Below are 25,865 nucleotides of genomic sequence, written 5' to 3'. Positions count from 1 at the left end.
CTTTTCCTCGCTTGCTCGCATGAATACCGGGTGAAGCCCGGTCCGGTTCAGTTCGAAAACAGTGAGGCCAGCCGACCTAATCTTCTCGCGTCAATCTAAGCACCTTCTCATACAACGACGCTGTGAATGCTTCCCTGTCGCTTGAATGATGGCAGCGGCGATGACAATTTGGGCAAAGTGCGACGGCGTTGCTTATGCGATCCGAACCTTGATCAGCCAGATGCTTTACATGATGAACTTCGAGGAATGGGACCCCGTTCATAAGAAACGGAGCTGACCCGCCACATCCTTCACAAATACCTTTGGCGTGCTGACGTACCCAAGCTCTTACCGCTGGATCGCGGACAAACATCGCTCTAGAAGAGGCCGATTGTTGTGGCCTCGCAATACCTTCCGGAGGATTCTTAATTGGGCGCTTTTCAAGCTGAGTAGCTCGTCGTTCAAGCGTCGCGTCATCAGCGGTAGGCTCAAGGTCTTCAGGATTAGGCTTGTTATCCCACTCGATGAGCCTCTCGCGAATGATCTTTTCGACGTTAGCGCCAGCGTGACCAGCGGGCTTGTACCCAACGATGCCGGGACGGCCCATCTTACTCAAAACCGCTGAGATATTTTGCATTCTGTACTCGACCGCGCTGGCATTGCGCCCCGCTAGAGGCCCCGCGCGCAGGGTGCGGTTCTCATGGGCTTTGTTGATTTTCTGGCCACTATGCTCACGTTCCAGCATGTCGAGATACGCATCGACTGACGCTTGAATTTCGGCATCAGTCCATCTGAGACTGCCTTTCTTAATTTCCATGCGACCGCCGAAGGCTCTATACCCTCGAACGATACTGAATAGCCACTACCTTCGTCTAGGAAATTTCCTACACAAGACGGGCGCGCTTCCTGCGCTCTTGGCTACCCAGCTTGCAACATCCTGCGTTTGTATAGCTCTTATTTGGCTATGAACAGGGAATGTGAGGTTGAGCGAGATATGGGAGGCTGTTGATTGGCGATCAGGAAGATTGCTAATCTCGCTCACCAAAATGAGAATTCACCAAGGCGTCGTTAGTGGAACGGGTTGCATTGATAAGGTAAAGTGGGCGTATATCAAAAGCTAGATCTGACTCCCTTGATAACTTAAAGATCTAAAATCAGAATTGTTTAGGTGGGAGCGGGTGCCCGTTACCAGGCACCCTTTCGCTTTACTGTTTTTCTATGATCAACTGAGTCCTAAGACTAGAAGGAACATGCACTGCGTACCAGGCTACATCAAAGATGTCAGCGGATGTCTCGTCCCTAGGTATAGTTCCTAAGTTAAAAGTCCGGATCTGTAATGTGATATTGGAAGGTGAGCAGAAACTTTTATCATTTAATGTCGCGGCACTTTGACTGAAATACTGGTTGATAGGCGCCTGCAAATGTTCCTTGGGAAGTCCCCGTCCAGAGACTCTAGACCGATATCCTGGTTTAAGCTGATTCATAAAGAAGACGTCAACTTGTAAGCTGGGATCTTTGCGAAGTAGCTCCGCAAATGCAAGTAGAATGGCCGTGTGCTGTTCCGCATCCGCTTGATCCCTGACTAGGATCTCAAGGAAGAATTGTTCTAAAACTTCTTTGAGGGGTACATCAGAAAGAGCGTCATGGTTAGAAATCTTTTTTTCCGAGGAAAACTGCGGTAGGGAAGTTGCGTTAATTAGCGGCCCGTATTGCTTAGTCCAGGTTTTCTTCATGGATGAGAGAAGCTTTCTATTTGCTAGAACAGCTTGAGGGTCTTTATGAAGGGCTTTCGGCGTCAACCATCCGTCCACCGGAATACGGCGGGTCGAAATGCCAATAACATTTGGCCTTGTCGGTTTTAACAGTTCACTTAAAATGAAGTCACGGCGCCATTCAACTAAAGGTTTTCCACGATGCGCGGACAGCACACCCCTCACAAACTCTTCGTGCTCAACATATTCGAGGAAGGCATCCTTAACATCCTGTTGTAGAAACACTCTGCATAAACCGAGATAGGAACGCTTGTAACCAAAAAATCTTGCACGTTGTTGTAGCGTATCTGCGGCTGGTGAACCCCCAAGCGGTCTCGGCATATATGTTACTGATAACCCTTCAACTGTGTATCCTCGATCTAACTTAGCACCACCTACCAATACCCAATACTTTGATTCCTTCCAAAAAATTTTCTTCTCAGCGTCTGGCGTTCCATTCACCTCAACAATAACCAGATCGTCAAACACGTCATCAATCATTGCTTCGATTAGTTCTTCGATGGGAAGCAGATTACTGTAGGTGACCTTTAAAAAATCATATTCTGTCTGGAAGTGTGCAACCACAGAGGAACGCTTCTTAGTAAAATTGCCCTCAACAAATTTTATTATTGCCGTTTTCGCCTGATCTAGCCACGTTTTATATTCTTTGTGAGACATTGTTCTTACAGCAGGATGCACCATCATTGACCTGTTCCGGTCTTTTCCGCCTATTGTCTTGTCACGAGTGAGAGAATGTTGAGCAGCGCCTAGTAGAAAATGACGAAACGCAGAAAGCAAGCTTTTCGGGCAACTGGTCAATGCTTGGTCTGGCGTTGCTACATCAGCGGAAGGGATGGTGCATACGAGCTTTGGATTTTCCTTAAAGAAAGATTTTCCTCCCGTATAATCATCCCCAGGCGTCACCAACTCTGCGAATGAGGCATTAAGTAAATCTGTCTGGGCTATTAATAAGTTAGCCTGTGGTGTAGCGGTATATTGAAGGTATGAGTGGTGTGGTATAGCTTTACGAAGCTCTAATATCTTTTCGTAAGTAGTGCTTTTGGTGTCATCATTCACTGATCCGTTCTGTATCTTAGCAGCAAAAGTGTTTAAGCTTGCTTGGTCGCTTTCGTCGTCGATGATTAGTGTTGGTACATCTTTCAGGGAAATCTTAACCAGCAAGTCCGCTAATTTTTCAAGATGACCGCCATGTTTCAAAACAGTGATCAACAAAGATCTCTTCTGTGGGTTCTTTTTCCAAGCTTTAATTTTCCCATCAATCTGTGAAAACTGTGATTGATTAGGATTTGCTACATGGAACCAAACCTCACTACCTTCGGCTATCCCGAGATCTTTTTTTAGGCGATCTACGGACTGATCGAGAAGATTGTTTTTAGTTCCCGCTATTACGATAATTAATCCGTAGCCATTATCGCGTGATAGAGATATAACGGTTTCAAACGAAAGGGTCTTCCCGCTCTGCACATAACCAACGACTAAGCCTGTTTCACTGCCAGAGGGTTCGGTCGGTGGCAAGCATCTGCCCAGTATCCTTTTAGCTTCGCCAAGGACGGAGTTTGGGCCTTTGGTCAAATCTTCAAAAGTCGGACCGTCCGCATTCTTCGATTTACTCTTAAGAAAGAAATCGGTGAACTCACCTTCGACGGGGGTCCATTTCAGAGGAGGATGTACAGCCACGCTTTTCATGTTCATTCTACAGTCCTTGTGTTTAACATTGCGCCGCGGAGGATCGGGTTGAAATTCGAGAGAAAACCTTCTGGTGGGTAACCGGTTAAGTCTTGTGCTAGTAGTAAGGAGATACTGATGCCAACACCGAATCGGAGCAGCATCTCGAGGTTCTCGTTGTTCGCCCCTAAAAATTTGACCGAGTAGGGATGTCCCAAGGATACGTCAATAACTAGTCGGCGGACTTTGGACAGATCGCCATCCTCGCTGTCGAGTTGAGCCAGCGAAAGCCAATCCTCACTTTGTGGATCAAGAGAAGTTCTTAGGGTTATTGCCCATATATAATCCCCATCATCCACTTCAAGTGAACGCTCTGAAGTTTGCAAGATGCCTATTGGAAGATCAGCAGCTAATGGTGATGGTGCTGTCGGATTTGAGCGGGCCTCGATCAGATGAGGCGCGACTTCTTCCTCTACATATGTTGCTACTTTTTCAGTTGCTGCAATTGCCTGTTTGTGAATGGAAACTTTGCTAGGTAGCGCACGGTAATTCTCGGCTTGATAAATTAGGTTTAATGGGGGTTTTTCAAGTTCCTCTTTCAGGTGTTCGAGAAAAATTTCTTCATATTCCTCCCATCGAAAGCCGTCCTTAGTATGGCTTACCTCAAAACCTTCGATATGTAATTCACCAAATAGCCTTTGGTAGATAAAGCTGTTAGTGTGCTTAAAGATCTGAACTGGTCGATAAGTTTCATCATGACTACCCTCGATGAGTCGATCTCGTCGAAATAGCGCGAATCCTGCGTAGTTAGTTGAACCAGTTTCGCGAAGTGCAGCAAAGCCTCGGACTTTATGTCCCTTTCCAAAATCCAATGATATATCTTTTTTCCACTCTGTCGGGACTTGGGGGTCTGTAAGCTTACTGCTTGTCGCAGGTTTAGCGACGAGTATCTTAGCTCCGGCATAACTAAGATTAGTATCACCAAACTGAATTTTCAACTTGCCATCGGTTAGAAATACTCTGTAGATGCTAGCGAGATGCTCTTTAATTTTACCGATAGTTCGCCCTTGTGGGGCGTGATGCAAGTTTCGTAAAGTAATGACGGTGTAGTGCGAATTTTTTGATGCGGTAGTTTCTTGGGGGACGAGAGTTTCGATTCTTTCTTCGGTGATTTTTTTAATATCGAAGTTTACTGTCCGCTCGATTGACTCTCCTAAAGCTGAGGTCCTTACACTCCATTTCTGAGCAAACCAGCACGCGGCGCTCTTCATGCCCATGCCAAATTCAGAGAGGCCTGAATTGTTAACAGGCTGCTGGGCAGTTCTGAAGGCTCTAGGGAAATCATCCTTTGAGATACCTGCGGCGTTATCGGTGATCAGTATTCTAGTGGATTTGATTTCTATTTTTACTTCAAGAACATAATCTTCATGCTCATCCATCAATGCGGCTGCATTGGCGATCGAACTCTGAATAGCGTTATCAATGAATTCCGCCATAGCGAACCATGGCTTATAGTTCAAATGCCGAAGTACTGAAAGCATGGTCACTTCGGGTCTAATTCCAATTCCCGATGTAATGCTGCGCTCATTTGAATCGTCCATGCTTAACAAACCCTTCCTATTCACATATGGTTAGCTATGGCGCCGTGGATAATAGAGCTTTTGCTACCAGTTCGACGACATTAGAATTTACTGCGTTCCCTAGCGCTTTGAACGCCTGCGTCGGGCTGGATGGAAGGTAGTGAAGCTCCTCAAGGCTCTGAAGTCGCGCACATTCTGTAGGAGTCATATACCTTTTTTGCCATGCGATAATAGGCACTTGCGTGTCTGTCATTGCAATCAGGCTAGGAGCTGTAGTGCGCCTTTTGACTCGCACTCCAGAGGCCCGGAACTGAATCACATATTTCCAGATATCTCTCTCTTCGCCCTTGACATTCCATTCCAGTTTTTGAAGGCTAGACGGAAATTTAAGTATCAAAGGGATCCAGCGCTCAAGCCAATATTTGTTTTCCGCATAAAAACTTCTATTCAGCCTAATGAAGTCCTTTTTCCATTTTGGGAACTTCATCACCTTAGATCGCGCATGGCTGGGAAGCGCTTGCCATTTGTCAGTTGCGCTTATGATCGAACCTAGATCGATGCCGTGACTACCTCTATATGAATCGAGTGCGTCGGTACCTTGAAGTGCCTGGATTGCGTAAGGTGTTTCATCCTCGAACGGGTAGTCCGCTCCCCATTCCATTGACCAAAGTGGAAACCATGGGGGTTCTACTTCGGGAGGACACGCTTTCAAGAAACGATCCCAAGTTTCCAGACATTCTTTTACTTGGGCTGAAAGCTGCTTAGCGTCTTCAGGTGCGTCGTCCAAGATGGAACTAATGCTGGTAATTTGGTTGGTTTTTTCGGGCCAACTAAAGTTTTCAAGTGGAATTTTTGACCCTACTATATATACGCGTTCCCGAATCTGGGGTATGCCGAAATTATGAGGTGAAAGCTTGGTGGCCGAAATATAATAACCAAGGCCATCTTTGCCTGTGCCCAGAATCTCTTGAATTCGTTGCCAGGTGCGTCCATTATCATGTTTCAGCAAGTTAGGAACGTTTTCTAAAATAAAATAGTCAGGCTTTTTTGTGTCTAAAATTTCGGATACGTTGAAAAATAGATTTCCTTGAGCCGTGCACTCGAACCCAAGTTGCTCTCCCGCCTTTGAAAATGGCTGGCAAGGAAAGCCCGCAGTGAGTAAGTTGTGATCTGGAATTGAACTAGGTGTCACCTTTGTAATATCGCCCTCGGGCATTATTCCAAAGTTGGACTTGTACAACTCTCGGAGGTTATCCTTCCATTCAGACGCGAATACGCAAGTTCCACCGAGGCGGTTTAATGCTACGTGAAAACCGCCGAGACCTGAAAAAAGATCTATAAACTTAAAATCGTTGGTTTTCATTGGATATAAAGTTTCTTGGGATTTTCCATGGTACTGATACGTCGAGTCCGTTCGTGGCTAGGTCAGCGCCCAAGCTTTAGTGGCTAGCATATGGCCAGCCTTGGGCCTCTGTGTCAAATGATTTCGCTGTCATCGCCACTGATAAGGCTAAAAAGAGGCCATAGCCGGCCTCTTCAAATCTTTCAGGTATCAATCCCAGCTCAAAGCCCCACCCGTCTGATACTCAATAACCCGAGTCTCAAAGAAGTTCTTCTCTTTCTTCAAGTCCATGATCTCGCTCATCCATGGGAACGGGTTCGTGGTCCCTGGATACTCTTCCTTCAACCCAATCTGGCTCAAACGACGGTTCGCGATGAACTTGAGGTAGTCCTCCATCATCGCTGCGTTCATGCCCAGTACGCCGCGAGGCATGGTGTCGCGGGCGTATTCGATTTCCAGTTGGGTCCCTTGCAGGATCATCTGGGTTGCTTCTTCCTTCATTTCGGCGTCCCACAGGTGTGGGTTTTCGATTTTGATCTGGTTGATCACGTCGATGCCGAAGTTCAGGTGCATGGACTCGTCACGCAGGATGTATTGGAACTGTTCTGCGACGCCGGTCATCTTGTTGCGGCGACCCATGGAAAGGATCTGGGTGAAGCCGCAGTAGAAGAAGATGCCTTCCAGGACGCAGTAGTAGGCGATCAGGTTGCGCAGCAGTTCTTTGTCGGTCTCGACGGTGCCGGTTTCGAACTTCGGATCGGAGATCGAACGGGTGTACTTCAAGCCCCAGGCTGCCTTTTTGGCGACCGACGGGATCTCGTGGTACATGTTGAAGATCTCGCCTTCGTCCATGCCCAACGATTCGATGCAGTACTGGTAGGCGTGGGTGTGGATCGCTTCCTCGAAGGCCTGGCGCAGGATGTACTGGCGGCATTCAGGGTTGGTGATGAGGCGATACACCGCCAGCACGAGGTTGTTGGCAACCAGGGAGTCGGCGGTAGAGAAGAAGCCCAGGTTGCGCAGGACGATGCGGCGCTCGTCGTCGGTCAGGCCTTCCGGGTCTTTCCAGAGGGCGATGTCCGTGGTCATGTTGACCTCTTGCGGCATCCAGTGGTTGGCGCAGCCGTCGAGGTATTTCTGCCAGGCCCAGTCGTACTTGAAAGGCACGAGCTGGTTGAGGTCGGCGCGGCAGTTGATCATGCGTTTTTCGTCGACCGCGACGCGGGCGGCGGAGCCTTCGAGTTCGGCAAGACCTTCAGCGACGTCCAGTTTGTCCAGCGCAGCTTTGGCGCGGGCAATGGCGTCGGAGTCGTTTGCGCTGACGGCGCGGGCTTCAAGCGCAGCAGCACCACCGGCGCTGTCGAGTTTGTCCATCGCGGCTTCGGAAGCGTGGCCGGCGTTGGCGCCTTTGGCGGGTTCAGCGGCGTCTTCTTTGTCGAATTCGTCCCAGCTCAGCATAGTGAGGAGGCTCCTGCTAGAGGACCGGTTTTACGCGGCCTGTGGATTTCAAAGTATGCGTTGCCAGCGTTGCTGATAGCGGGGCTGGCAACGGGAATAGGTTGGTTGGTTCTGGTTACTACTGTGATTGATCGACGAAGGCGCTAAACGTTGGTTTAGATCGATCAACGAACATGCTGCGAGGGTTGCCTGCGTTGCACCTGCGAAACAAGTCAGCAGAGGCTGATTTCAGAGTGACGGTTTTGCGAGTGCAAGCGGTCATTTTGAGTACCCTGGATGAGCGCGGGATTATACAGATTTTGCCCGGCGCAGGTTCGTCCGTGACGGAATTTGAGGGACGATTTGCCGTCATTTTCCTTTGCGTTAACGCCCGATTCGTGCGTTGGGGAAAACGGCCACTGAATCAGGTTGGATCACGTATCTAGTGTGTCTTCGTGTTGCGAGACACATCATATAGTGCGTCAGATCGCTCGGCAATCGGTTGACAGGCGTCAATGTGTCGCTGCGAATGCGGCGACAGAAGTGGTTGTTTTGCTTTCAGACGGTAATCGTTGCGGATTCAAAGGGCCGCAGCTTCAGCCGCCATTGCATCGGCATTTAACGGCCTGCAATGTTGATGCAAAAATTGGGGCCTAATCGCGACGAATGGCGTTCCGCTCGTGCTCGTGCACGCGAATCGAGCTTCTTTGCAATCAATTGCAATCAACCCCAATCGCCCCCCCAACACACCGCTCAAACACCCGCACCATCCCCTCATAATCACACCCCACCGCATCCACATTCGCCCGTATCCATTCCTCCGCCTCCACCGGCCACCAACTGATCTCAAACCCCGCATTCACAATGATGTGCTCAAACAGAATCCGCTGAGCCCGCCCATTCCCTTCGCGAAATGGATGAATCACGTTCAAATCCCCAAACAGCTCCGCACTCGCCGCAATCAAGCGCCCGCGATCCAGCTCCTGAAACCAGTTCGCGTCGGCCAGTACCTTGAACAGCTTGTTGGCCTCGGGCTCGATGCGGTGGGTCACGCAGAAGTGGGTCTGGTCTTTGGATATGTCGACGGTGCGCAGTTCGCCCGCCCAATCATAGAGATCGGCGAACAGCTGGCGGTGGATGGCTTGCAGGTAGGGCAGGTCGTAGGGAGGAGGGGAGAAGTCGATGGCTTCGGCGGCGACTTCGGACAGGTCGCGTTCGGCCTGGGCCAGGGTTTTTGCATCGGTGAGGTCGAGGCGGTTGCGCAGCACGGTGCTGCCGGGCGGACAGTAAGGGTCTTGTCCGACGCCGTATTTGTCGACCATCAGGCCTGTTTTTTGCGGTAGCTGTTGAGCAGCTCTTCCCGAGAGGGCAGGCGGCGTTCGGAGTCGGCGGGCGAGCTCTCGAAACCTTCCAGACGCAGGCTGGCGGCGTAGTTGGAGCGGCGCGTTCTGGCGCAATAGGCTTTTTTGGACTCTAGCGAGGCAGCTGGCATGGGCATTCTCCTGGCTGGGAATGAGGGGAGTGTAACGCAAGAAGGCCCCGCGCCCTAGGGGACGCGGAGCCTTCAATCAGGGAGTCACCCGAAGGTGACGCTTGACGCGCTGCTTACTGGCAGGCTTCGCAGTCCGGCTCGTCGATCGCGCAGGCTTTTGGCACTGGCGCTGGGCCGGCCGGTGCGGCTTCGGCTGGACGCGGGGCGGTGATCGCCGAGTCGTCCGGGCCGTGGCCACCGCTGGAAACGGCGTTCAGCTTGCCGGTGTTGATGGTCGACTTCTCGGTGCTGGTCGCGGCCAGGGCACGGAGGTAGTAAGTGGTTTTCAGACCACGGTACCAGGCCATGCGGTAGGTCACGTCCAGCTTCTTGCCCGAGGCGCCGGCGATGTACAGGTTCAGCGACTGCGCCTGGTCGATCCACTTCTGACGACGGCTGGCCGCGTCAACGATCCACTTGGTGTCCACTTCGAAGGCGGTCGCGTAGAGGTCTTTCAACTCCTGCGGGATGCGCTCGATCTGCTGCACCGAACCGTCGTAGTACTTCAGGTCGTTGATCATGACCGAGTCCCACAGGTCGCGGGCTTTCAGGTCGCGAACCAGGTACGGGTTGATCACGGTGAATTCGCCCGACAGGTTCGATTTCACGTACAGGTTCTGGTAGGTCGGTTCGATCGACTGCGACACGCCGGTGATGTTGGCGATGGTCGCGGTCGGTGCGATGGCCATGATGTTCGAGTTACGAATGCCTTTCTGAACGCGAGCACGCACAGGCGCCCAGTCCAGGCTTTCTTCCAGGTCGACGTCGATGTACTTCTGGCCACGCTGCTCGATCAGGATCTGTTGCGAATCCAGCGGCAGGATGCCTTTGGACCACAGCGAACCCTGGAACGTCTCGTAGGCACCGCGCTCGTCCGCCAGATCGCAGGAGGCCTGGATCGCGTAGTAGCTGACGGCTTCCATCGAGCGGTCGGCAAATTCCACGGCGGCATCGGAGCCGTAAGGAATGTGCTGCAGGTACAGCGCGTCCTGGAAGCCCATGATGCCCAGACCGACCGGACGGTGACGGAAGTTGGAGTTCTTCGCTTGCGGCACCGAGTAGTAGTTGATGTCGATCACGTTATCGAGCATGCGCACGGCAACGTCGATGGTGCGCTTGAGCTTGTCGGTGTCCAGCTTGCCGTCGACGATGTGGTTCGGCAGGTTGATCGAGCCTAGGTTGCAGACCGCGATCTCGTCCTTGTTGGTGTTCAGGGTGATCTCGGTGCACAGGTTCGAGCTGTGAACCACGCCCACGTGCTGCTGCGGGCTGCGCAGGTTGCACGGGTCCTTGAACGTCAGCCATGGGTGGCCGGTTTCGAACAGCATGGACAGCATTTTGCGCCACAGGTCTTTGGCCTGAATGGTCTTGAACAGCTTGACCTTGCCCGGGTACTCGGTCAGCGCTTCGTAGTACTCGTAGCGCTCTTCGAAGGCTTTACCGGTCAGGTCGTGCAGATCAGGGACTTCGGACGGCGAGAACAGGGTCCACTTGCCGTCGTCGAAGACACGCTTCATGAACAGGTCAGGGATCCAGTTGGCGGTGTTCATGTCGTGGGTACGACGACGATCATCACCGGTGTTCTTGCGCAGCTCGATGAACTCTTCGATGTCCATGTGCCAGGTTTCCAGGTACGCACAGACAGCGCCTTTGCGCTTGCCGCCCTGGTTGACTGCTACGGCGGTGTCGTTGACCACTTTCAAGAAAGGCACGACGCCCTGGGATTTGCCGTTGGTGCCCTTGATGTAAGAGCCCAGCGCGCGAACCGGGGTCCAGTCGTTGCCCAGACCGCCTGCGAATTTGGACAGCATGGCGTTGTCGTGGATGGCGTGGTAAATGCCCGACAGGTCATCCGGAACGGTGGTCAGGTAGCAGCTCGACAGCTGTGGACGCAGGGTGCCGGCGTTGAACAGTGTCGGGGTCGAGGCCATGTAGTCGAAGGACGACAACAGGTTGTAGAACTCGATGGCGCGGTCTTCGCGGGCTTTCTCTTCGATCGCCAGGCCCATGGCCACACGCATGAAGAAGATCTGCGGCAGTTCGAAACGGATACCGTCTTTATGGATGAAGTAACGGTCGTACAGGGTTTGCAGGCCCAGGTAGGTGAACTGCTGATCGCGCTCGTGGTTGATCGCCTTGCCCAGTTTTTCCAGGTCGAATTCGGCCAGCACAGGGTTCAGCAGTTCGAACTGGATGCCTTTCTCGATGTAAGCCGGCAGCGCCTTGGCATACATGTCGACCATTTCGTGGTGGGTGGCGCTTTCGGCGACACCGAGGAAACCCAGGCCTTCGGCACGCAGGGTGTCCATCAGCAGGCGGGCGGTGACGAACGAGTAGTTCGGCTCACGCTCGACCAGGGTACGCGCGGTCATCACCAGTGCGGTGTTGACGTCGGTCAGCGCAACGCCGTCGTACAGGTTCTTCAGGGTTTCGCTCTGGATCAGGTCGGCATCGACCTCGGCCAGGCCTTCGCACGCTTCGGTGACGATGGTGTTCAGGCGGCCCATGTCCAGCGGCGCGAGGCTGCCGTCTTTGGCGGTGATGCGAATCGACGGGTGCGCCTGCACGGGAGTTTCGCCAGCGGTGCGACCGGCACGCTCCTTGGAGCGCTCGTTGCGGTAGATCACGTAGTCGCGGGCAACTTTCTGCTCGCCGGCGCGCATCAGCGCCAGTTCGACCTGATCCTGGATTTCTTCGATGTGGATGGTGCCGCCCGACGGCATGCGGCGCTTGAAGGTCGCGGAGACCTGTTCGGTCAGGCGCGCAACGGTGTCGTGGATACGCGACGAAGCGGCAGCGGTGCCGCCTTCAACTGCGAGAAAGGCCTTGGTGATGGCGACGGTGATCTTGTCATCGGTGTACGCAACGACAGTGCCGTTACGCTTGATCACACGCAGCTGACCCGGCGCGGTGGCGGACAGGTCCTGCTGGGTCGCACCTGTCTGCGGCGCGGTGGCCTGCGGATTCTCGCGAGTTGTGTCGGTTTGCATGGGTGTCTCCACGTTCTCTAAGTTTGTTTGGGCGCCAAGTGCACGCCCACCGTTTCGTCTTGCGGCAGTGAACTGACAAACGTCAGGCCATGACTTCAGGACGAATGGGAAGGTGGATTTACCCTCCCTGGCGTTGAAGTCGAAAAGGGTGCCGGACTTGAGCCCGTCACCCGAAAAACTGTTGCAGAATGCGCATGTGATGTTGCAACTCGTGTACCGCTGCACGCAGATCCCAAGGCTGGGTGGTCTGCCATTCGCGCTGGCGGGGTAGAGCGGTAGATTCGGGGGTTATTCAGCCCTTCGTACACAGGTAACGCGCGAGAAAAAAACCTTGAAATCGCGCCACGACTTGTGTTTGTGATTTCGGCGAAAACGCTACATGTAGGGTCTCCGCCGTCGAAGGGCTACAAGATATGCGTTTCGGACACTTACTGCAACGCATGACCTGTGGATAAAGCTGTGTGTAATTTGTGTGTGAAACAGGGAAATCCCGTGTAGGCCGCATGGCGTCTGGCATGAGCGCTTTGTCGGCGGCCAAAATCATTTTTGCGGATTTCAGCGGGCGTTAACGCTGTCGCAAAAGCCCGATGCGCAAGCACTATCAATAAGAAAAAACAAGGAGCCTCACCGTGCAGCCACAACCCTGGCAGGTGCTGATCGTCGAGGATGACCAGCGGCTGGCCGAGCTCACCCGCGACTACCTCGAAAACAACGGCCTGCGCGTGAGCCTGGAAGGGGACGGCGCGCGGGCGGCCCGGCGCATCATCGACGAGCAGCCGGATCTGGTGATCCTCGACCTCATGCTCCCCGGCGAAGACGGCCTGAGCATCTGCCGCAAAGTGCGCAGCCACTACGACGGCCCGATCCTGATGCTCACCGCGCGCACCGACGACAGTGATCAGATCCAGGGCCTGGACATGGGCGCCGACGATTACGTGGGTAAGCCGGTGCATCCCCGGGTGCTGCTCGCGCGCATCCATGCGTTGTTGCGGCGCAGCGAGGCACCCGAAAGCCCCGCCGAGGAACCGCACCGGCTGGAATTCGGCGCGCTGGTGGTGGATAACGCCCTGCGCGAGGCCTGGCTCAACGACCAGAGCGTCGAGCTGACCAGCGCCGAATTCGACCTGTTGTGGCTGTTGGTCGCCAACGCGGGGCGCATCCTTTCCCGCGAAGAAATCTTCACGGCCCTGCGCGGCGTCGGCTATGACGGCCAGGACCGCTCCATCGACGTGCGCATCTCGAAAATCCGCCCGCGCATCGGCGACGACCCCGATCACCCGCGCCTGATCAAGACCGTGCGCAACAAAGGTTATCTGTTCGTGCCCCACGCGGCCGCGCAACTGCAATCCCTCAAGCGCGACGGCTGACCGATGAATTCCATCTTCCTGCGCATTTATGGCGGCATGCTCGGCGTTCTGGTGCTGGTGGCGTTGCTGGGTGTGCTGACTCTGCATCTGGTCAACGCCGTGCGCGCCGAGCAGTACCGCGAGCAGTTGGCCCACGGCACCTTTACGTTGATGGCCGACAACCTGCGCGGCATGGACAGCATCGAACGCACCCGAGCCCTCGCGGTGTGGGAGCGCTTGCTGGGCATCCCGCTGACCCTGGAAACCGCCGAGCACGCGCACTTGGATGGCAGCGCGCGGAGCCGATTGGGTCGCGGGCAGGTGGTGGTCGAGCAGACCGGACCCCATGCCGCGCAGGTGTTTCGGGAGGTCGAGCCGGCGATGTCGGGCAATCCGTCCAGCGGCTTGCTGCTGACCGGCGAGGTGCGGCAGATCAGCGAGCAACTGGCCCGCGCCACGATCTTTCTGTTGCTCGACGAACTGGTGCGTCTGCCGGTCGATGAGCAGCCGGCGCGGCTGGAAGCGTTGCGCCAGAGCAAAGGTTTCGGCTTCGACATGCAGCTGATCCGCCTGGAGAAGCTGGATGTGGACGATGACCAGCGTCGGCGCATCGACGAGGGCGATACGGTGATGGCGTTGGGCAAGGGCGGCGATTCGATCCGCGTGCTGTCCGGCGTCGGCGAAACCCCGTGGGTGCTGGAGATCGGCCCGCTGTTCCAGATGAACCCCTATCCGCCGGAGCTGCTGATCCTCATCGCGTTTCTCGGTCTGTGCCTGATCGGTCTGGTGGTTTATTTGCTGGTGCGTCGGCTCGAGCATCGGCTGCGCGGGCTGGAAGCGGCGGCCACGCAGATCGCCCAGGGCAGCCTGGAAACCCGCGTGCCCGCCGCGGGCGCGGACTCGGTCGGACGGCTGGCGTCGGCGTTCAACGGCATGGCCGAGCACCTGCAGCGTTCGCTGATGATCCAGCGCGAACTGGTCCGTGCGGTGTCCCACGAGCTGCGCACGCCGGTGGCGCGGTTGCGTTTCGGGCTGGAAATGATCAACGACGCCACGACCCCGGAAGCGCGGCAAAAATACATGGTCGGCATGGACAGCGATATCCAGGACCTCGACAAGCTGGTCGACGAGATGCTCACCTACGCGCGCCTGGAGCAGGGCGCGCCGACCCTGAATTTCCAGCGCATCGACCTCGACGCCCTGATCGAGCAGGTGATTGCCGAACTGGCGCCGCTGCGGCCGCATATCAGTGTCAGGCGGGGGGAGTGCGTTGATGCGCTGCATCGTGTCGGATCGGACGGCGAGCATTGGGTGGAGGCCGAGCCGCGTTACTTGCACCGGGCGCTGCAGAATCTGCTGAGCAACGCCATGCGCCATGCCGAGTCGGAGGTGCGGATTGGTTATGAACTGGGTGAGGAGCGCTGTCGCATCGACGTCGAGGATGACGGCCCCGGCGTGCCGGAAAGTGCCTGGGAGCGGATCTTCACGCCGTTCATGCGCCTGGACGACAGCCGCACCCGGGCGTCGGGCGGGCACGGTTTGGGGTTGTCGATTGTGCGCCGCATCATTCATTGGCACGGCGGGCGCGCGCTGATCGGGCGCAGCCAGACCCTCGGCGGCGCGTGTTTCAGCCTGGCCTGGCCCCGGCAGCAGGGGGAGGCGTGATGTTCGACGGGCCGCTGGCCGGGTTTGCTCGCACGGTGGTGGTCGATGAAACACGGGCTGTGCTGCCGTTGACCGAGCTGTTGCGGGATAAGGCTCTGGATCGCTTGCTGCTGAAGGTGTATGGGCCGGAGTTGGTAAGGGAGCAGTTGCCGGTGCTGGTGTCGCAGTGGATGAAGTACTACGCGATGCAGCTGATTCCGCCGGTGGTGGTGGCGAGTCTGGCCCATGGCATGGGGTGGCCGCTGGGGCTGGATCGGCTGAGTTTCGCCCTGCACGAACGGGGGTTTCTGGATGGGGTGAGGTTTGACGGGGCCGTGACGCAGGTGCCGTCTTCGGATAACCCGTTCGAGCGTTTCACGCCGCTGCTGGAGAATCTGCAGCAGGTGATCGACCGCTTGAGTGCCTACGGCGATGTCCCGGCGGCCGTGCTGTGGGGCAACGCCGGGGATTATCTGGAAACCTGCTTGCGGCAGCTGTCCGCGGCGAGCGACGTTGCTCTTGGTGCTGGGTATGGCTTGTTGCGTGAAAGGCTGAGGCCGGATGGGCGGCGCAATCCGCTGTTCCAATCCGTTAGCTATATAGAAAGGGATGGGCAAACGGTTCGGCAGCGGCGCACGTGCTGCTGGAGTTATCGGGTGGAATGGGTGGGGCGGTGTGAGCATTGTCCGTTGGGCGCGGCCCTCAGCCCCGAATCGCCACCAGACTCAACAGCTGCCCGTCCTGCACGCTGAACTGTGCTTCCAGCTCCTTGCCGTTATGCCATTCCGCCGACAGGTCGAGTTTCAGCCGCAGCCGCGCGTGGCCGTCGTCTGACCAATCCAGCAACTCGGCGTCCTCGAAATAGAAGCGCTTGAGCACGATGGGGTAGAGGGCCTTGAACAGGCTTTCTTTCAGGGAAAAGGTCAGGGTGACGACCTTGGCTGCTTCATGTTCGGGCCCGGCGTTCAGGCGCTGCAGTTCTGCCGGCGTCAGAATCTCTCCTGCCAGGCGCACGGCGCGCTCGTTGCTCATCAGCTGTTCGACGTCCAGGCCCAATCCGCGCCAGTCCGTTTTGCGCGCCACGATGGCGGCGGCCCAGCCGGTGCTGTGGGTGATCGAGCCGGTGATGTCCGCTGGCCAGATCGGCGCGCGGTCTTCGCCAATCAGCGGGACGTGGGAGCGGCCGTCCAACCGGCTCATCGCCTCCCGCGCGCACAGACGACCGGCGAGGAATTCCGTCTTCCGCTTGGCCACCGACCGCTGAATGGAGGCGGGCGGCTCAATGAGACAGCGCTGAAAATCGCCGTCAATGAGCTTTTGCGGATCGAACCGACTGCTCACCAACACCACATCCGCCAAGCTGTGCGGCAAGGGCCAGTGAGCGGTGAGGGCAGGGCAACAGTCGGGCAGTGTCGGGGATCGAGTCATGCCCGGCATTCTGCCGGAACCGCGGTGTTGGGCGCAAAACCGGTTTGCGGGCAGGCAAACCGTCTTCGCGAGCAAGCTCGCTCCCACAATGGCCTGCGTTGCCCGGGATTTCAGCGTCATGCGCAGGACTGCATTCCAGTGAATGCAAAATCCAAGGTGAGCACAAAACCTGTGGGAGTCAGCTTGCTGACGAATGCGGTGGGTCAGGCGAAGTGGATGGCACAGGCAGAAAGCATTCGCGAGCAAGCTCACTCCTACAGGGGATGTGTGTTGCCCCGAGACTTCAGCGTCATGCACAGAACCTGTGGGAGTCAGCCTGCTGACGAATGCTGTGGGTCAGGCGAGGTGCTGGCACAGGCAGAAAGCATTCGCGAGCAAGCTCACTCCTACAGGAGATGTGTGTTGCCCCGAGACTTCAGCGTCATGCACAAAACCTGTGGGAGTCAGCTTGCTGACGAATGCGGTGGGTCAGGCGAAGTGGATGGCACAGGCAGAAAGCATTCGCGAGCAAGCTCACTCCTACAGTGGATCGGCGTTGGCCGGGGTTTCAGCGTCACGCAAAAAACTGCATTCCAGTGAATGCAAAATCCAAGGCGAGCACAGAACCTGTGGGAGTCAGCTTGCTGACGAATGCGGTGGGTCAGGCGGAGTGGATGGCACAGGCAGAAAGCATCGCGAGCAAGCTCACTCCTACAGGAGATGTGTGTTGCCCCGGATTTCAGCGTTATGCGCAGAACTGCATTCCAGTGAATGCAAAATCAAAGGCGAGCACAGAACCTGTGGGAGTCAGCTTGCTGGCGAATGCTCTGGTCCAGTGCGTGTTCAGGAGGGGTTCAGCGCTGGCTGGGTATGCTCCAAACCGTACCCAACAAGGCGCCTGGCGCCGGAGGACCTGCTCATGCTGACGTTCAACAAGCTCTTTCTGGCGCTGGCGTTTCTTGGCAGCAGCGCGGCGGCGCAAGCGGCTGATGGCAACGCGGACGTGTCCCGCACCGATTTCGGCAAAAACACCGAACGCGCCGACCGCATCAACGGCCTGCGCCGCAGCCTTGCCAGCAGCACTCAGGTCGGCAGATGGAGCCAGGCGTTCAGCCAGCAACCTGTGGATCACCCCTACGCCACCGGCTACGGAAATCTCGCCGCCCGCGTCAACGGCGTGAGCCTGCAAACGGCCAATCTTCCGACCGCTTACCATCCACAGGCGTCCTTGCCAGGCACGGCTAGACTGTTCGACACCTGCTTACCGGTCCGCACCGTGCAGCAACCGCCTTCGCTGAGTCTGAGCGAGAGCCCGCACACCTATTTACCCGTCCACCACGTTTCATAAGCCAATTTTATAAGCCGCCAGCCTGTTTTTCGCGGTGTCTGGATTGCACAATCGCTGCCGGGCTCGTCACACTGCACGCGCTCGGCAGCGTCGTTGAAACTCTTGAAAAAAGAGGGTTGCCTTTGCCTGGGAGAGCGTCATGAAATTGCTGGTTGTCGAAGATGAAGCCCTGCTGCGTCACCACCTGCAGACCCGTTTGACCGAAAGCGGTCACGTCGTCGAAGCGGTGGGCAACGCCGAGGAAGCGTTGTATCAGGCGGGCCAGTTCAACCACGATCTGGCGGTCATCGACCTGGGCCTGCCGGGCGTTGGCGGTCTCGACCTGATCCGTCAACTGCGCGTGCAGAACAAGGCGTTCCCGATCCTCATCCTGACCGCGCGCGGCAACTGGCAAGACAAAGTCGAAGGCCTGGCCGCCGGCGCCGACGACTACGTGGTCAAGCCGTTCCAGTTCGAAGAACTCGAAGCGCGCCTCAACGCCCTGCTGCGCCGTTCCAGCGGTTTCACCCACTCCACCATCGTTGCCGGCCCGCTGAGCCTGGACCTCAACCGCAAGCAGGCGTCCCTGGACGAACAGCCGCTGGCACTGACCGCCTACGAATACCGGATTCTCGAATACCTCATGCGCCACCACCAGCAAGTGGTGCCCAAGGAACGCCTGATGGAACAGCTGTACCCCGATGACGACGAGCGCGATCCTAACGTGATCGAAGTGCTGGTCGGCCGGCTGCGGCGCAAGCTCGAAGGGCCTGCCGGCTTCAAACCGATCGACACCGTGCGCGGCCTGGGCTACCTGTTTACCGAGCGCTGTACATGATCCGTTCGCTGCGCCTGCGTCTGATGCTGGGCGCCGCGACCTTGGCCGTCATCTTCATGCTCCTCATGCTGCCGGCGCTGCAAAGCGCTTTCAGCCTGGCCCTGGAAAGCTCCATCGAAAAACGTCTGGCGTCGGACGTCACCACGCTGATCTCCGCCGCCCGTGTCGAAGACGACCACCTGCTGATGCCGTCGTTACTGCCCGGCGAGCAGTTCGCCCTGCCCGACAGTCGCTTGCTCGGCTACATCTATAACCGCGCCGGCAAACTGGTGTGGCGCTCCCGGGCCACCGAAGACGAGGCCATCGACTACCAGCCGCGCTACGACGGCCGCGGCAACGAATTCGCCAAGATCCGCCAACCCAACGGCGAAGAGTTCTTCGTCTACGACGTCGAAATCAAACTGCTCGGCGGGCGTAATGCCGCCTACAGCATCGTCGCCCTGCAACCGGTGCGCGAATACCAGGAAACCATCTCCGGCCTGCGCGAAAAACTCTACTTGGGTTTCGGCGGCGCGCTGCTGGTCCTGCTGATCCTGCTGTGGGGCGGGCTGACCTGGGGTCTGCGTGCGCTGCGGGGCATGAGTCAGGAACTGGATCAGGTCGAGGCCGGCTCGCGGGAAAGCCTCAGCGAAGAACACCCCAGCGAACTGCTGCGCCTGACCGACTCCCTCAACCGCCTGCTGCGCAGCGAACGTGAGCAACGCATTCGTTATCGCGACTCCCTCGACGATCTCGCCCACAGCCTGAAAACCCCGCTCGCGGTGCTACAAGGCGTCAGCGAGCAGATCGCCAAACGGCCGGAAGACCTGGAGCAGGCGCGGATTCTGCAATCGCAGATCGAGCGCATGAGCCAGCAGATCAGCTACCAATTGCAGCGCGCCAGCCTGCGAAAAAGCGGGCTGGTGCGCTATCACGTGGCCCTGAAACCCGTGGTGCAGAGCCTGTGCAACACGCTGGAAAAGGTCTACCGCGACAAGCGCGTCAACGTGGTGCTCGACCTGCCGGACAATTGCCAGGTGCAGATGGAAGAGGGCGCCTTGCTGGAGATGCTCGGCAACCTGCTGGAAAACGCCTACCGCCTGTGCCTCGGTGAGGTTCGCGTGAGCTGGCGGTCATCGATGATGGGCGACGAGCTGTGCATCGAAGACGACGGCCCGGGCGTCCCGGAAGGTCAGCGCGCACGGATTCTCGAACGCGGCGAGCGGCTGGACACGCAAAACCCGGGGCAGGGCATCGGTCTGGCGGTGGTCAAGGACATCATCGAAAGCTACGGCGCGCGGCTCACTCTGGGCGATTCGGAATTGGGCGGCGCGGCGTTCCGCATCCAGTTCGCCATTTAATTTCCGCCCCAGGCACTCCCATCAAGGCGGATACCCGCCAGTGTGGCGGACGATTTGCCGGCAAACGGCGGAAAACCGCCACCCTCTTTCGGCCAACGGGTCTATCGTTAACCAGCCGGTTCACGGAATCCGGGCCTGTCACACGATTTGACAACTCTGGCACGGTGCTTGCGATGCACTGGGCAGAGGTCTGCCGCGCGCAGCTCGACAAAAACAAATCCCTCCGAGCAGGAGGGTTCGCACTTTAGGCGTCTCTGCAACCGGAATGTTGCAGACCGATGCTCTTGAGGAAACTGCAATGACGACTCGTCAGCCCATCTATAAATCCCTGTACGCCCAGGTGATCGTCGCGATCATCGTCGGTATCGCCCTCGGTCACTGGTACCCCGAAACTGCCGTAACGCTCAAACCGCTGGGTGACGGGTTCATCAAACTGATCAAAATGGTCATTGCACCGATCATCTTCTGCACCGTCGTCAGCGGCATCGCTGGCATGCAGAGCATGAAATCCGTGGGCAAGACCGGCGGCTACGCGCTGCTCTACTTCGAAATCGTTTCGACCATCTCGCTGATCATCGGCCTGATCGTGGTCAACGTCGTCCAGCCGGGCGCCGGCATGAACATCGACGTGTCCACCCTCGACGCTTCCAAGGTCGCGGCCTACGTGACCGCCGGTAAAGACCAGAGCATCGTCGGCTTCATCCTCAACGTCATCCCGAACACCATCGTCGGCGCGTTCGCCAACGGCGACATCCTGCAAGTGCTGATGTTCTCAGTGATCTTCGGTTTCGCCCTGCACCGCCTCGGCGCCTACGGCAAGCCGATCCTGGACTTCATCGATCGCTTCGCCCACATCATGTTCAACATCATCAACATGATCATGAAGCTCGCCCCGCTGGGCGCGCTGGGTGCCATGGCGTTCACCATCGGTGCCTATGGCGTCAGTTCGCTGGTGCAGCTCGGCCAACTGATGCTGTGCTTCTACATCACCTGCCTGCTGTTCGTGCTGGTGGTGCTCGGTGCCATCGCTCGCGCTCACGGCTTCAGCATCCTCAAGCTGATCAAGTACATCCGCGAAGAACTGTTGATCGTGCTGGGTACCTCGTCGTCCGAGTCGGCACTGCCACGCATGCTGATCAAGATGGAGCGTCTGGGCGCGAAGAAATCCGTTGTGGGTCTGGTGATCCCGACCGGTTACTCGTTCAACCTCGACGGTACCTCGATCTACCTGACCATGGCTGCGGTGTTCATCGCTCAGGCCACCAACACCCACATGGACATCACCCATCAGATCACCCTGTTGCTGGTGCTGCTGCTGTCGTCCAAAGGTGCGGCAGGCGTGACCGGTTCCGGCTTCATCGTACTGGCCGCCACCCTGTCTGCCGTCGGCACGCTGCCGGTCGCCGGTCTGGCGCTGATCCTGGGCATCGACCGCTTCATGTCCGAAGCCCGCGCCCTGACCAACCTGTGCGGTAACGCCGTGGCAACCCTGGTTGTCGCCAAGTGGGTCGGTGAGCTGGACGTTCCGCAGATGCAGTCCGAGCTGGCGTCTGGCGGTCGTGCCATCGACAACACCGCTCCGACTGACGACTTGGGTGTGGCCGAAACGGCGCCTACCCCTGTCGTACGTTCGTAAGCTGCGTTCGTAACACGCGTCAGCGGTAAAAGTTGTTGAAAAAGCCTGTCTTCGGACAGGCTTTTTTTATGGGCGAATCGCACCTACTCTGAGCCCCTTGCCGGCCATCTGAGAACGCCCCATGCACGGTCCGCTGTCATCGCTCAAAGTCCTCGATTTCTCGACGCTGCTGCCCGGGCCATTCGCTTCGCTGCTGCTGGCGGACATGGGCGCCGAGGTGCTGCGCATCGAGTCGCCCACCCGCCCGGACCTGCTGCGGGAATTGCCGCCCCACGACCATGGCGTTTCAGCCAGCCACGCCTACCTCAACCGCAACAAACGCAGCCTGGCGCTGGACCTCAAACAGCCTCAGGCCATCGAGGTGATCAAGCGATTGGTGGCGGATTACGACATCGTGTTGGAGCAGTTTCGGCCCGGCGTGATGGAGCGGCTGGGGATTGGCTATGAGGCGTTGAAGGCGATCAATCCCCGGCTGATCTACGTCGCCATCACCGGTTACGGCCAGACCGGGCCCTACCGTAATCGCGCCGGCCACGACATCAATTACATGGCCGTGGCAGGGCTGGCCAGCCACACCGGGCGCCAGGACGGCGGGCCGTTGCCCTTGGGCGTGCAGGTCGCGGATGTCGCCGGTGGTTCGTTGCATGGGGTCATCGGTTTGCTCGCGGCGGTGGTCGCGCGCCATCAAACCGGGCAGGGCCAGTACGTCGACGTTAGCATGACCGATTGCGCGTTCAGCCTGAATGCCCTGGCGGGCGCGGGGTATCTGGCGGCCGGTGTTGAGCCCGATCGGGAGACGCAGATGCTCAACGGCGGCAGCTTCTACGATTACTACCGCAGCCGCGACGGCAGGTGGTTTTCGGTGGGAGGGCTGGAGCCCGGCTTTCTCCACGGGATGTGTGCCGCGCTGGGACGACCGGAACTGGCGAGGCTTGGGCTGTCGTTTTCGCCCGACGAACAGGCCGCGCTCAAGCGCGAACTGGAAATCGAGTTCGAGCGCCGCAGTTCCGATGAGCTTGAAGCGCTGTTCGCCGACATCGATGCCTGTGTCGAGCCGGTACTAAGTTTCTCCGAAGCCACGCAGCACCCGCACATCCAGGCGCGCGAGATGCTGGCGCAGGTGCCCCGCGGTGACGGCAGCGCTCAACTGCAGATGGCCTGCCCGGTGAAGTTCTCAGAAGGACTGCCCGCGCCCCGGCACATCGGCGTGGCCGTTGGCGCGCACTCTGCGCAGGTGCTGGCCGAAGCGGGGTTCAGCGCGCAGGAGATTGAGTCGATGGGTGAGGCGGAGGTGTTTGGGTGAAATCTGAAGGCCGGGTCAATCGAATGCCCCGGCCTCTCGTGCGCAACCTCAGTGGCTTTAACAACGTCCCGAGTCCACTCCAATCCTGTGGGAGCAAGCTTGCTCGCGACGACTTGCTTGCAGCTCCTTGAGAAATTGCTGACTGCCCTGGCCCCTTCGTGAGCAAGCTCACTCCCACAAGTCCAGCGGCGTTACCAAGGTCCCGAGTCCACCCCGGTCACTCGTGCGCAACCTCAGTGGCTTTAACAAGGTCCCGAGTTCACTGCAACCCTGTGGGAGCGAGCTTGCTCGCGAAGACTTACTTGCAGCCACTTGAGAAAGCGGGGAGTCACTCCACCCGCGTCTCGCCGCTGAACACCAGAATCTCCCGGCAGCGTTTGCACAGGTAGCGCCGGCCTTTGCGCACCAGCTTGTGGCGCTGGGCGGTGAACGGGAAATCGCTCTCCGGGCACGGGCATCGGTAGATGTAGCGGGTCACGCTGCGGCGCTGGATTTCGTAGGTGTGGCAGCGGTTGGGCGGGAGTTCGTAGACGCCGCGCATGATCAGCTGCCATTCCTCGCCGTGGGGCTGACTGGTGTCACCGAACAGTTGATGAGCAACGAGGTGCGCGACCTCGTGGGGGACGGTCTGGCGCAGGAAGTCCTCGCGGTTTTCCAGGTACAGCTGCGGATTGAAGCGCAGCATGTTCTCGTGCAGATGTGCCACGCCGGCCTTCTGACCGCGCAGTTTGACGCTCACGACCGGACGCTTGAAAGGGCGTTTGAAGAAGTCTTCGGCTTGCTGGTAGCAGGATTCGACGCGGGTGTTGAGTGGTTCGAGCATGCTTCATCGGTCTCCAGAGGAGGCGAGTATGCCGCAAAGCTTCTGTGCCGCCAAAACCCAAAGCGCCGAATGGTCACCGGGTACTAACTGGTGAATTCCGGACCGATCCCTACGCCCCACAGCACCACGGTAAACGCCATGATCGCCACCAACACCACCAGCCCGACCGCGAGCACCGAGCTTGAGAACATGAAGCCTTCGTCCGGGTGCACGCCCATGAACACCGGCAAACCGACGTACAGCAGGTACACCGTGTAGCAGACCGCCGCCAGCCCGACCATCATCCCCAGCCACATGTGCGGGTACAGCGCGGCCAGCCCGCCGAGGAACAGCGGCGTCGCCGTGTAGGTCGCGAAGGCCACGCAGCGCGCCAGGCTGGGTGTCGCGTCATAGGTGCGCGCCATCCAGTGGATGAAGCCGCCCATGACGCCGACGCCGGCGAGCATGGCGATGTACGACATCAGCGCCATCCACACCGCGCTATCGCTGGTCAGCATGACCGGCGCGCGGTCGCCGATCTGCCAGCCCACCTGGGTCGTGCCGATGTACGCCGACACCGCCGGGATCGCCGCCAGGATCAGCGTGTGGGTGAAGTACATATGGCCGATGCTTTCTTCACCTTCGCCGCGTATCTGTTGCCATTCCTGATCGGGGTGGGTGAACAGCCCCAAGACGTGATGGATCATGTCCGTTACTCCCGTGATGTGTGCCAGCGCTTGCGACGCAGCGCCTGACCGCCAGATGCCGTCAGGACAAGGTCACAGTCGAGCAAGGAAAGTGGCTGCGACCTCTCAGGTCAGTATAGAAAGCTGAGCACCCGTAAACCGGATGCGTTAGAGCGATTGAGGCGTTCAAAGGCGCTGTTAATAGCGGTTGGCGATCAAGGGCCCTACAAATCGACGGTGGTTCCACCCGCGACAGCCATTACCCGAGCCGGTCTTTTTGCGTAAAATGCCGACCCTTTCCCCACGTCTCTTCCCACCACAGCGAGCGGATACCAGCGCCATGGGCACCCTTTCAGTCAATCAGAACAAACTGCAGAAGCGTCTGCGTCGGCTCGCGGGCGAAGCGGTGGCCGACTACAACATGATTGAAGAGGGCGACAAGGTGATGGTCTGCCTGTCCGGCGGCAAAGACAGTTACACGCTGCTGGATGTGCTGCTGCATTTGCAGAAAGTCGCGCCGATCAAGTTCGACATCGTCGCGGTGAACATGGACCAGAAACAGCCGGGCTTTCCCGAGCACGTCCTGCCGGCGTACCTGGAGCAACTGGGCGTCGAGTACCACATCGTCGAGAAAGACACCTATTCGGTGGTCAAGGAACTGGTGCCCGAGGGCCGGACCACGTGCTCGCTGTGTTCGCGCCTGCGTCGAGGCACGCTGTATACGTTTGCGGATGAAATCGGCGCGACCAAGATGGCGCTGGGTCACCACCGGGACGACATCGTCGAGACGTTTTTCCTGAACATGTTTTTCCAGGGCAGCATCAAGGCCATGCCGCCCAAGCTGCGCGCCGACGATGGCCGCAACGTGGTGATTCGTCCGCTGGCCTACTGCGCCGAGAAGGACATTCAGGCGTATTCGGACTTCAAGCAATTCCCGATCATCCCGTGCAACCTGTGCGGCTCCCAGGAAAACCTGCAGCGTCAGGTGGTCAAGGAGATGCTGCAGGAATGGGACCGCAAAACCCCCGGCCGCTCCGACATGATTTTCCGCAGCCTGCAGAACGTCCAGCCCTCGCAACTGGCGGACCGCAACCTGTTCGACTTCACCAACCTGCGCATCGACGAAACCGCCGCCTCGCGGTTTGTGAATGTGGTGAATGTGTAACGCCGACATCCCGGTTCCCGGCTGAAGCCGGTCCTACTACGGTCGCGAGTTCCGTCAGTAGGACCGGCTTCAGCC

The 25,865-nt window shown here is 57.7% G+C and carries 20 protein-coding genes; 9 read left to right on the top strand and 11 right to left on the bottom strand.

Translation table 11 applies throughout. The features are described from left to right. Positions 1–76: 76 nt before the first annotated feature. From QMX88_RS04500 to QMX88_RS04465, 8 genes are all read right to left on the bottom strand, one after another. A complete protein-coding gene (locus tag QMX88_RS04500) occupies positions 77–796 on the bottom strand; it encodes an HNH endonuclease (protein WP_282366744.1) in 720 nt (239 codons plus the stop codon). Between the two features lie 388 nt (positions 797–1,184). After that, positions 1,185–3,443 (bottom strand): Z1 domain-containing protein, encoded by a 2,259-nt coding sequence (locus QMX88_RS04495; protein ID WP_282366743.1) that lies wholly within the window; start codon positions 3,441–3,443, stop codon positions 1,185–1,187. Continuing rightward, on the bottom strand, positions 3,440–5,017 hold the full coding sequence (locus tag QMX88_RS04490) for an ATP-binding protein (protein WP_282366742.1): 1,578 nt from the start codon (positions 5,015–5,017) through the stop codon (positions 3,440–3,442). The genes QMX88_RS04495 and QMX88_RS04490 overlap by 4 nt, the downstream gene beginning before the upstream one ends. A 34-nt stretch (positions 5,018–5,051) precedes the next feature. Next, a complete protein-coding gene (gene dcm / locus QMX88_RS04485; protein ID WP_282366741.1) occupies positions 5,052–6,359 on the bottom strand; it encodes a DNA (cytosine-5-)-methyltransferase in 1,308 nt (435 codons plus the stop codon). A gap of 189 nt (positions 6,360–6,548) precedes the next feature. Next, complete coding sequence (locus QMX88_RS04480; protein ID WP_037012114.1) at positions 6,549–7,796, bottom strand: ribonucleotide-diphosphate reductase subunit beta; 1,248 nt, start codon at positions 7,794–7,796, stop codon at positions 6,549–6,551. A gap of 692 nt (positions 7,797–8,488) precedes the next feature. Continuing rightward, positions 8,489–9,097 (bottom strand): putative adenosine monophosphate-protein transferase Fic, encoded by a 609-nt coding sequence (locus tag QMX88_RS04475; RefSeq protein ID WP_282366740.1) that lies wholly within the window; start codon positions 9,095–9,097, stop codon positions 8,489–8,491. Next, the gene (locus QMX88_RS04470) at positions 9,097–9,267 is read right to left on the bottom strand and encodes a YhfG family protein (protein WP_282366739.1); all 171 of its coding nucleotides are present in this window, start codon (positions 9,265–9,267) and stop codon (positions 9,097–9,099) included. The genes QMX88_RS04475 and QMX88_RS04470 overlap by 1 nt, the downstream gene beginning before the upstream one ends. 113 nt (positions 9,268–9,380) lie before the next feature. Beyond that, positions 9,381–12,296, bottom strand: a complete 2,916-nt coding sequence (locus QMX88_RS04465; RefSeq protein ID WP_192172936.1) for a ribonucleoside-diphosphate reductase subunit alpha — start codon at positions 12,294–12,296, stop codon at positions 9,381–9,383. A 629-nt stretch (positions 12,297–12,925) separates the two neighbouring features. Between QMX88_RS04465 and QMX88_RS04460 the strand changes: the two genes are divergently transcribed. Genes QMX88_RS04460 through fhuF form a run of 3 tightly spaced genes read left to right on the top strand, consistent with a single transcriptional unit; the run spans position 12,926 to position 16,038 of the window. Then, on the top strand, positions 12,926–13,663 hold the full coding sequence (locus QMX88_RS04460; RefSeq protein ID WP_282366738.1) for a response regulator: 738 nt from the start codon (positions 12,926–12,928) through the stop codon (positions 13,661–13,663). A 3-nt stretch (positions 13,664–13,666) separates the two neighbouring features. Next, complete coding sequence (locus QMX88_RS04455; RefSeq protein ID WP_282366736.1) at positions 13,667–15,307, top strand: ATP-binding protein; 1,641 nt, start codon at positions 13,667–13,669, stop codon at positions 15,305–15,307. Beyond that, a complete protein-coding gene (gene fhuF / locus QMX88_RS04450) occupies positions 15,265–16,038 on the top strand; it encodes a siderophore-iron reductase FhuF (protein WP_282366734.1) in 774 nt (257 codons plus the stop codon). The genes QMX88_RS04455 and fhuF overlap by 43 nt, the downstream gene beginning before the upstream one ends. Here fhuF and QMX88_RS04445 read toward each other — a convergent pair. Further along, positions 15,989–16,714 carry a 4'-phosphopantetheinyl transferase family protein gene (locus QMX88_RS04445; RefSeq protein WP_282366733.1) on the bottom strand — a complete coding sequence of 242 codons (726 nt, stop codon included), beginning with the start codon at positions 16,712–16,714 and terminating at the stop codon, positions 15,989–15,991. The two genes, fhuF and QMX88_RS04445, sit on opposite strands and share 50 nt — an antisense overlap. 898 nt (positions 16,715–17,612) lie before the next feature. Between QMX88_RS04445 and QMX88_RS04440 the strand changes: the two genes are divergently transcribed. From QMX88_RS04440 to QMX88_RS04420, 5 genes are all read left to right on the top strand, one after another. Continuing rightward, on the top strand, positions 17,613–18,041 hold the full coding sequence (locus QMX88_RS04440) for a hypothetical protein (protein WP_282366918.1): 429 nt from the start codon (positions 17,613–17,615) through the stop codon (positions 18,039–18,041). Between the two features lie 139 nt (positions 18,042–18,180). Then, entirely contained in the window at positions 18,181–18,858 is a 678-nt protein-coding gene (locus QMX88_RS04435) for a response regulator transcription factor (protein ID WP_133777011.1), read from the top strand. Next, on the top strand, positions 18,855–20,198 hold the full coding sequence (locus tag QMX88_RS04430; RefSeq protein ID WP_282366723.1) for an ATP-binding protein: 1,344 nt from the start codon (positions 18,855–18,857) through the stop codon (positions 20,196–20,198). The genes QMX88_RS04435 and QMX88_RS04430 overlap by 4 nt, the downstream gene beginning before the upstream one ends. Positions 20,199–20,496: 298 nt before the next feature. Next, entirely contained in the window at positions 20,497–21,834 is a 1,338-nt protein-coding gene (locus QMX88_RS04425) for a dicarboxylate/amino acid:cation symporter (protein ID WP_192172930.1), read from the top strand. 121 nt (positions 21,835–21,955) lie between these two features. Next, the gene (locus tag QMX88_RS04420; protein WP_282366720.1) at positions 21,956–23,137 is read left to right on the top strand and encodes a CaiB/BaiF CoA transferase family protein; all 1,182 of its coding nucleotides are present in this window, start codon (positions 21,956–21,958) and stop codon (positions 23,135–23,137) included. Between the two features lie 328 nt (positions 23,138–23,465). Here the strand turns inward: QMX88_RS04420 and QMX88_RS04415 are convergent, their stop codons facing one another. Then, positions 23,466–23,960: a SprT family zinc-dependent metalloprotease gene (locus QMX88_RS04415; RefSeq protein WP_282366718.1), complete on the bottom strand. Its 495-nt coding sequence runs from the start codon at positions 23,958–23,960 to the stop codon at positions 23,466–23,468. An 83-nt stretch (positions 23,961–24,043) separates the two neighbouring features. Then, positions 24,044–24,646, bottom strand: a complete 603-nt coding sequence (locus QMX88_RS04410) for a Yip1 family protein (RefSeq protein ID WP_282366716.1) — start codon at positions 24,644–24,646, stop codon at positions 24,044–24,046. Between the two features lie 319 nt (positions 24,647–24,965). Here QMX88_RS04410 and ttcA point away from each other — a divergent pair, with 319 nt between their 5' ends. Further along, entirely contained in the window at positions 24,966–25,790 is an 825-nt protein-coding gene (ttcA, locus tag QMX88_RS04405; RefSeq protein WP_192172926.1) for a tRNA 2-thiocytidine(32) synthetase TtcA, read from the top strand. Positions 25,791–25,865: the final 75 nt, after the last annotated feature.

This window comes from Pseudomonas sp. PS02290, from assembly GCF_029960075.1.
Classification (GTDB): Bacteria; Pseudomonadota; Gammaproteobacteria; order Pseudomonadales; family Pseudomonadaceae; genus Aquipseudomonas.
This window is presented reverse-complemented; position numbering and strand designations above follow the sequence as displayed.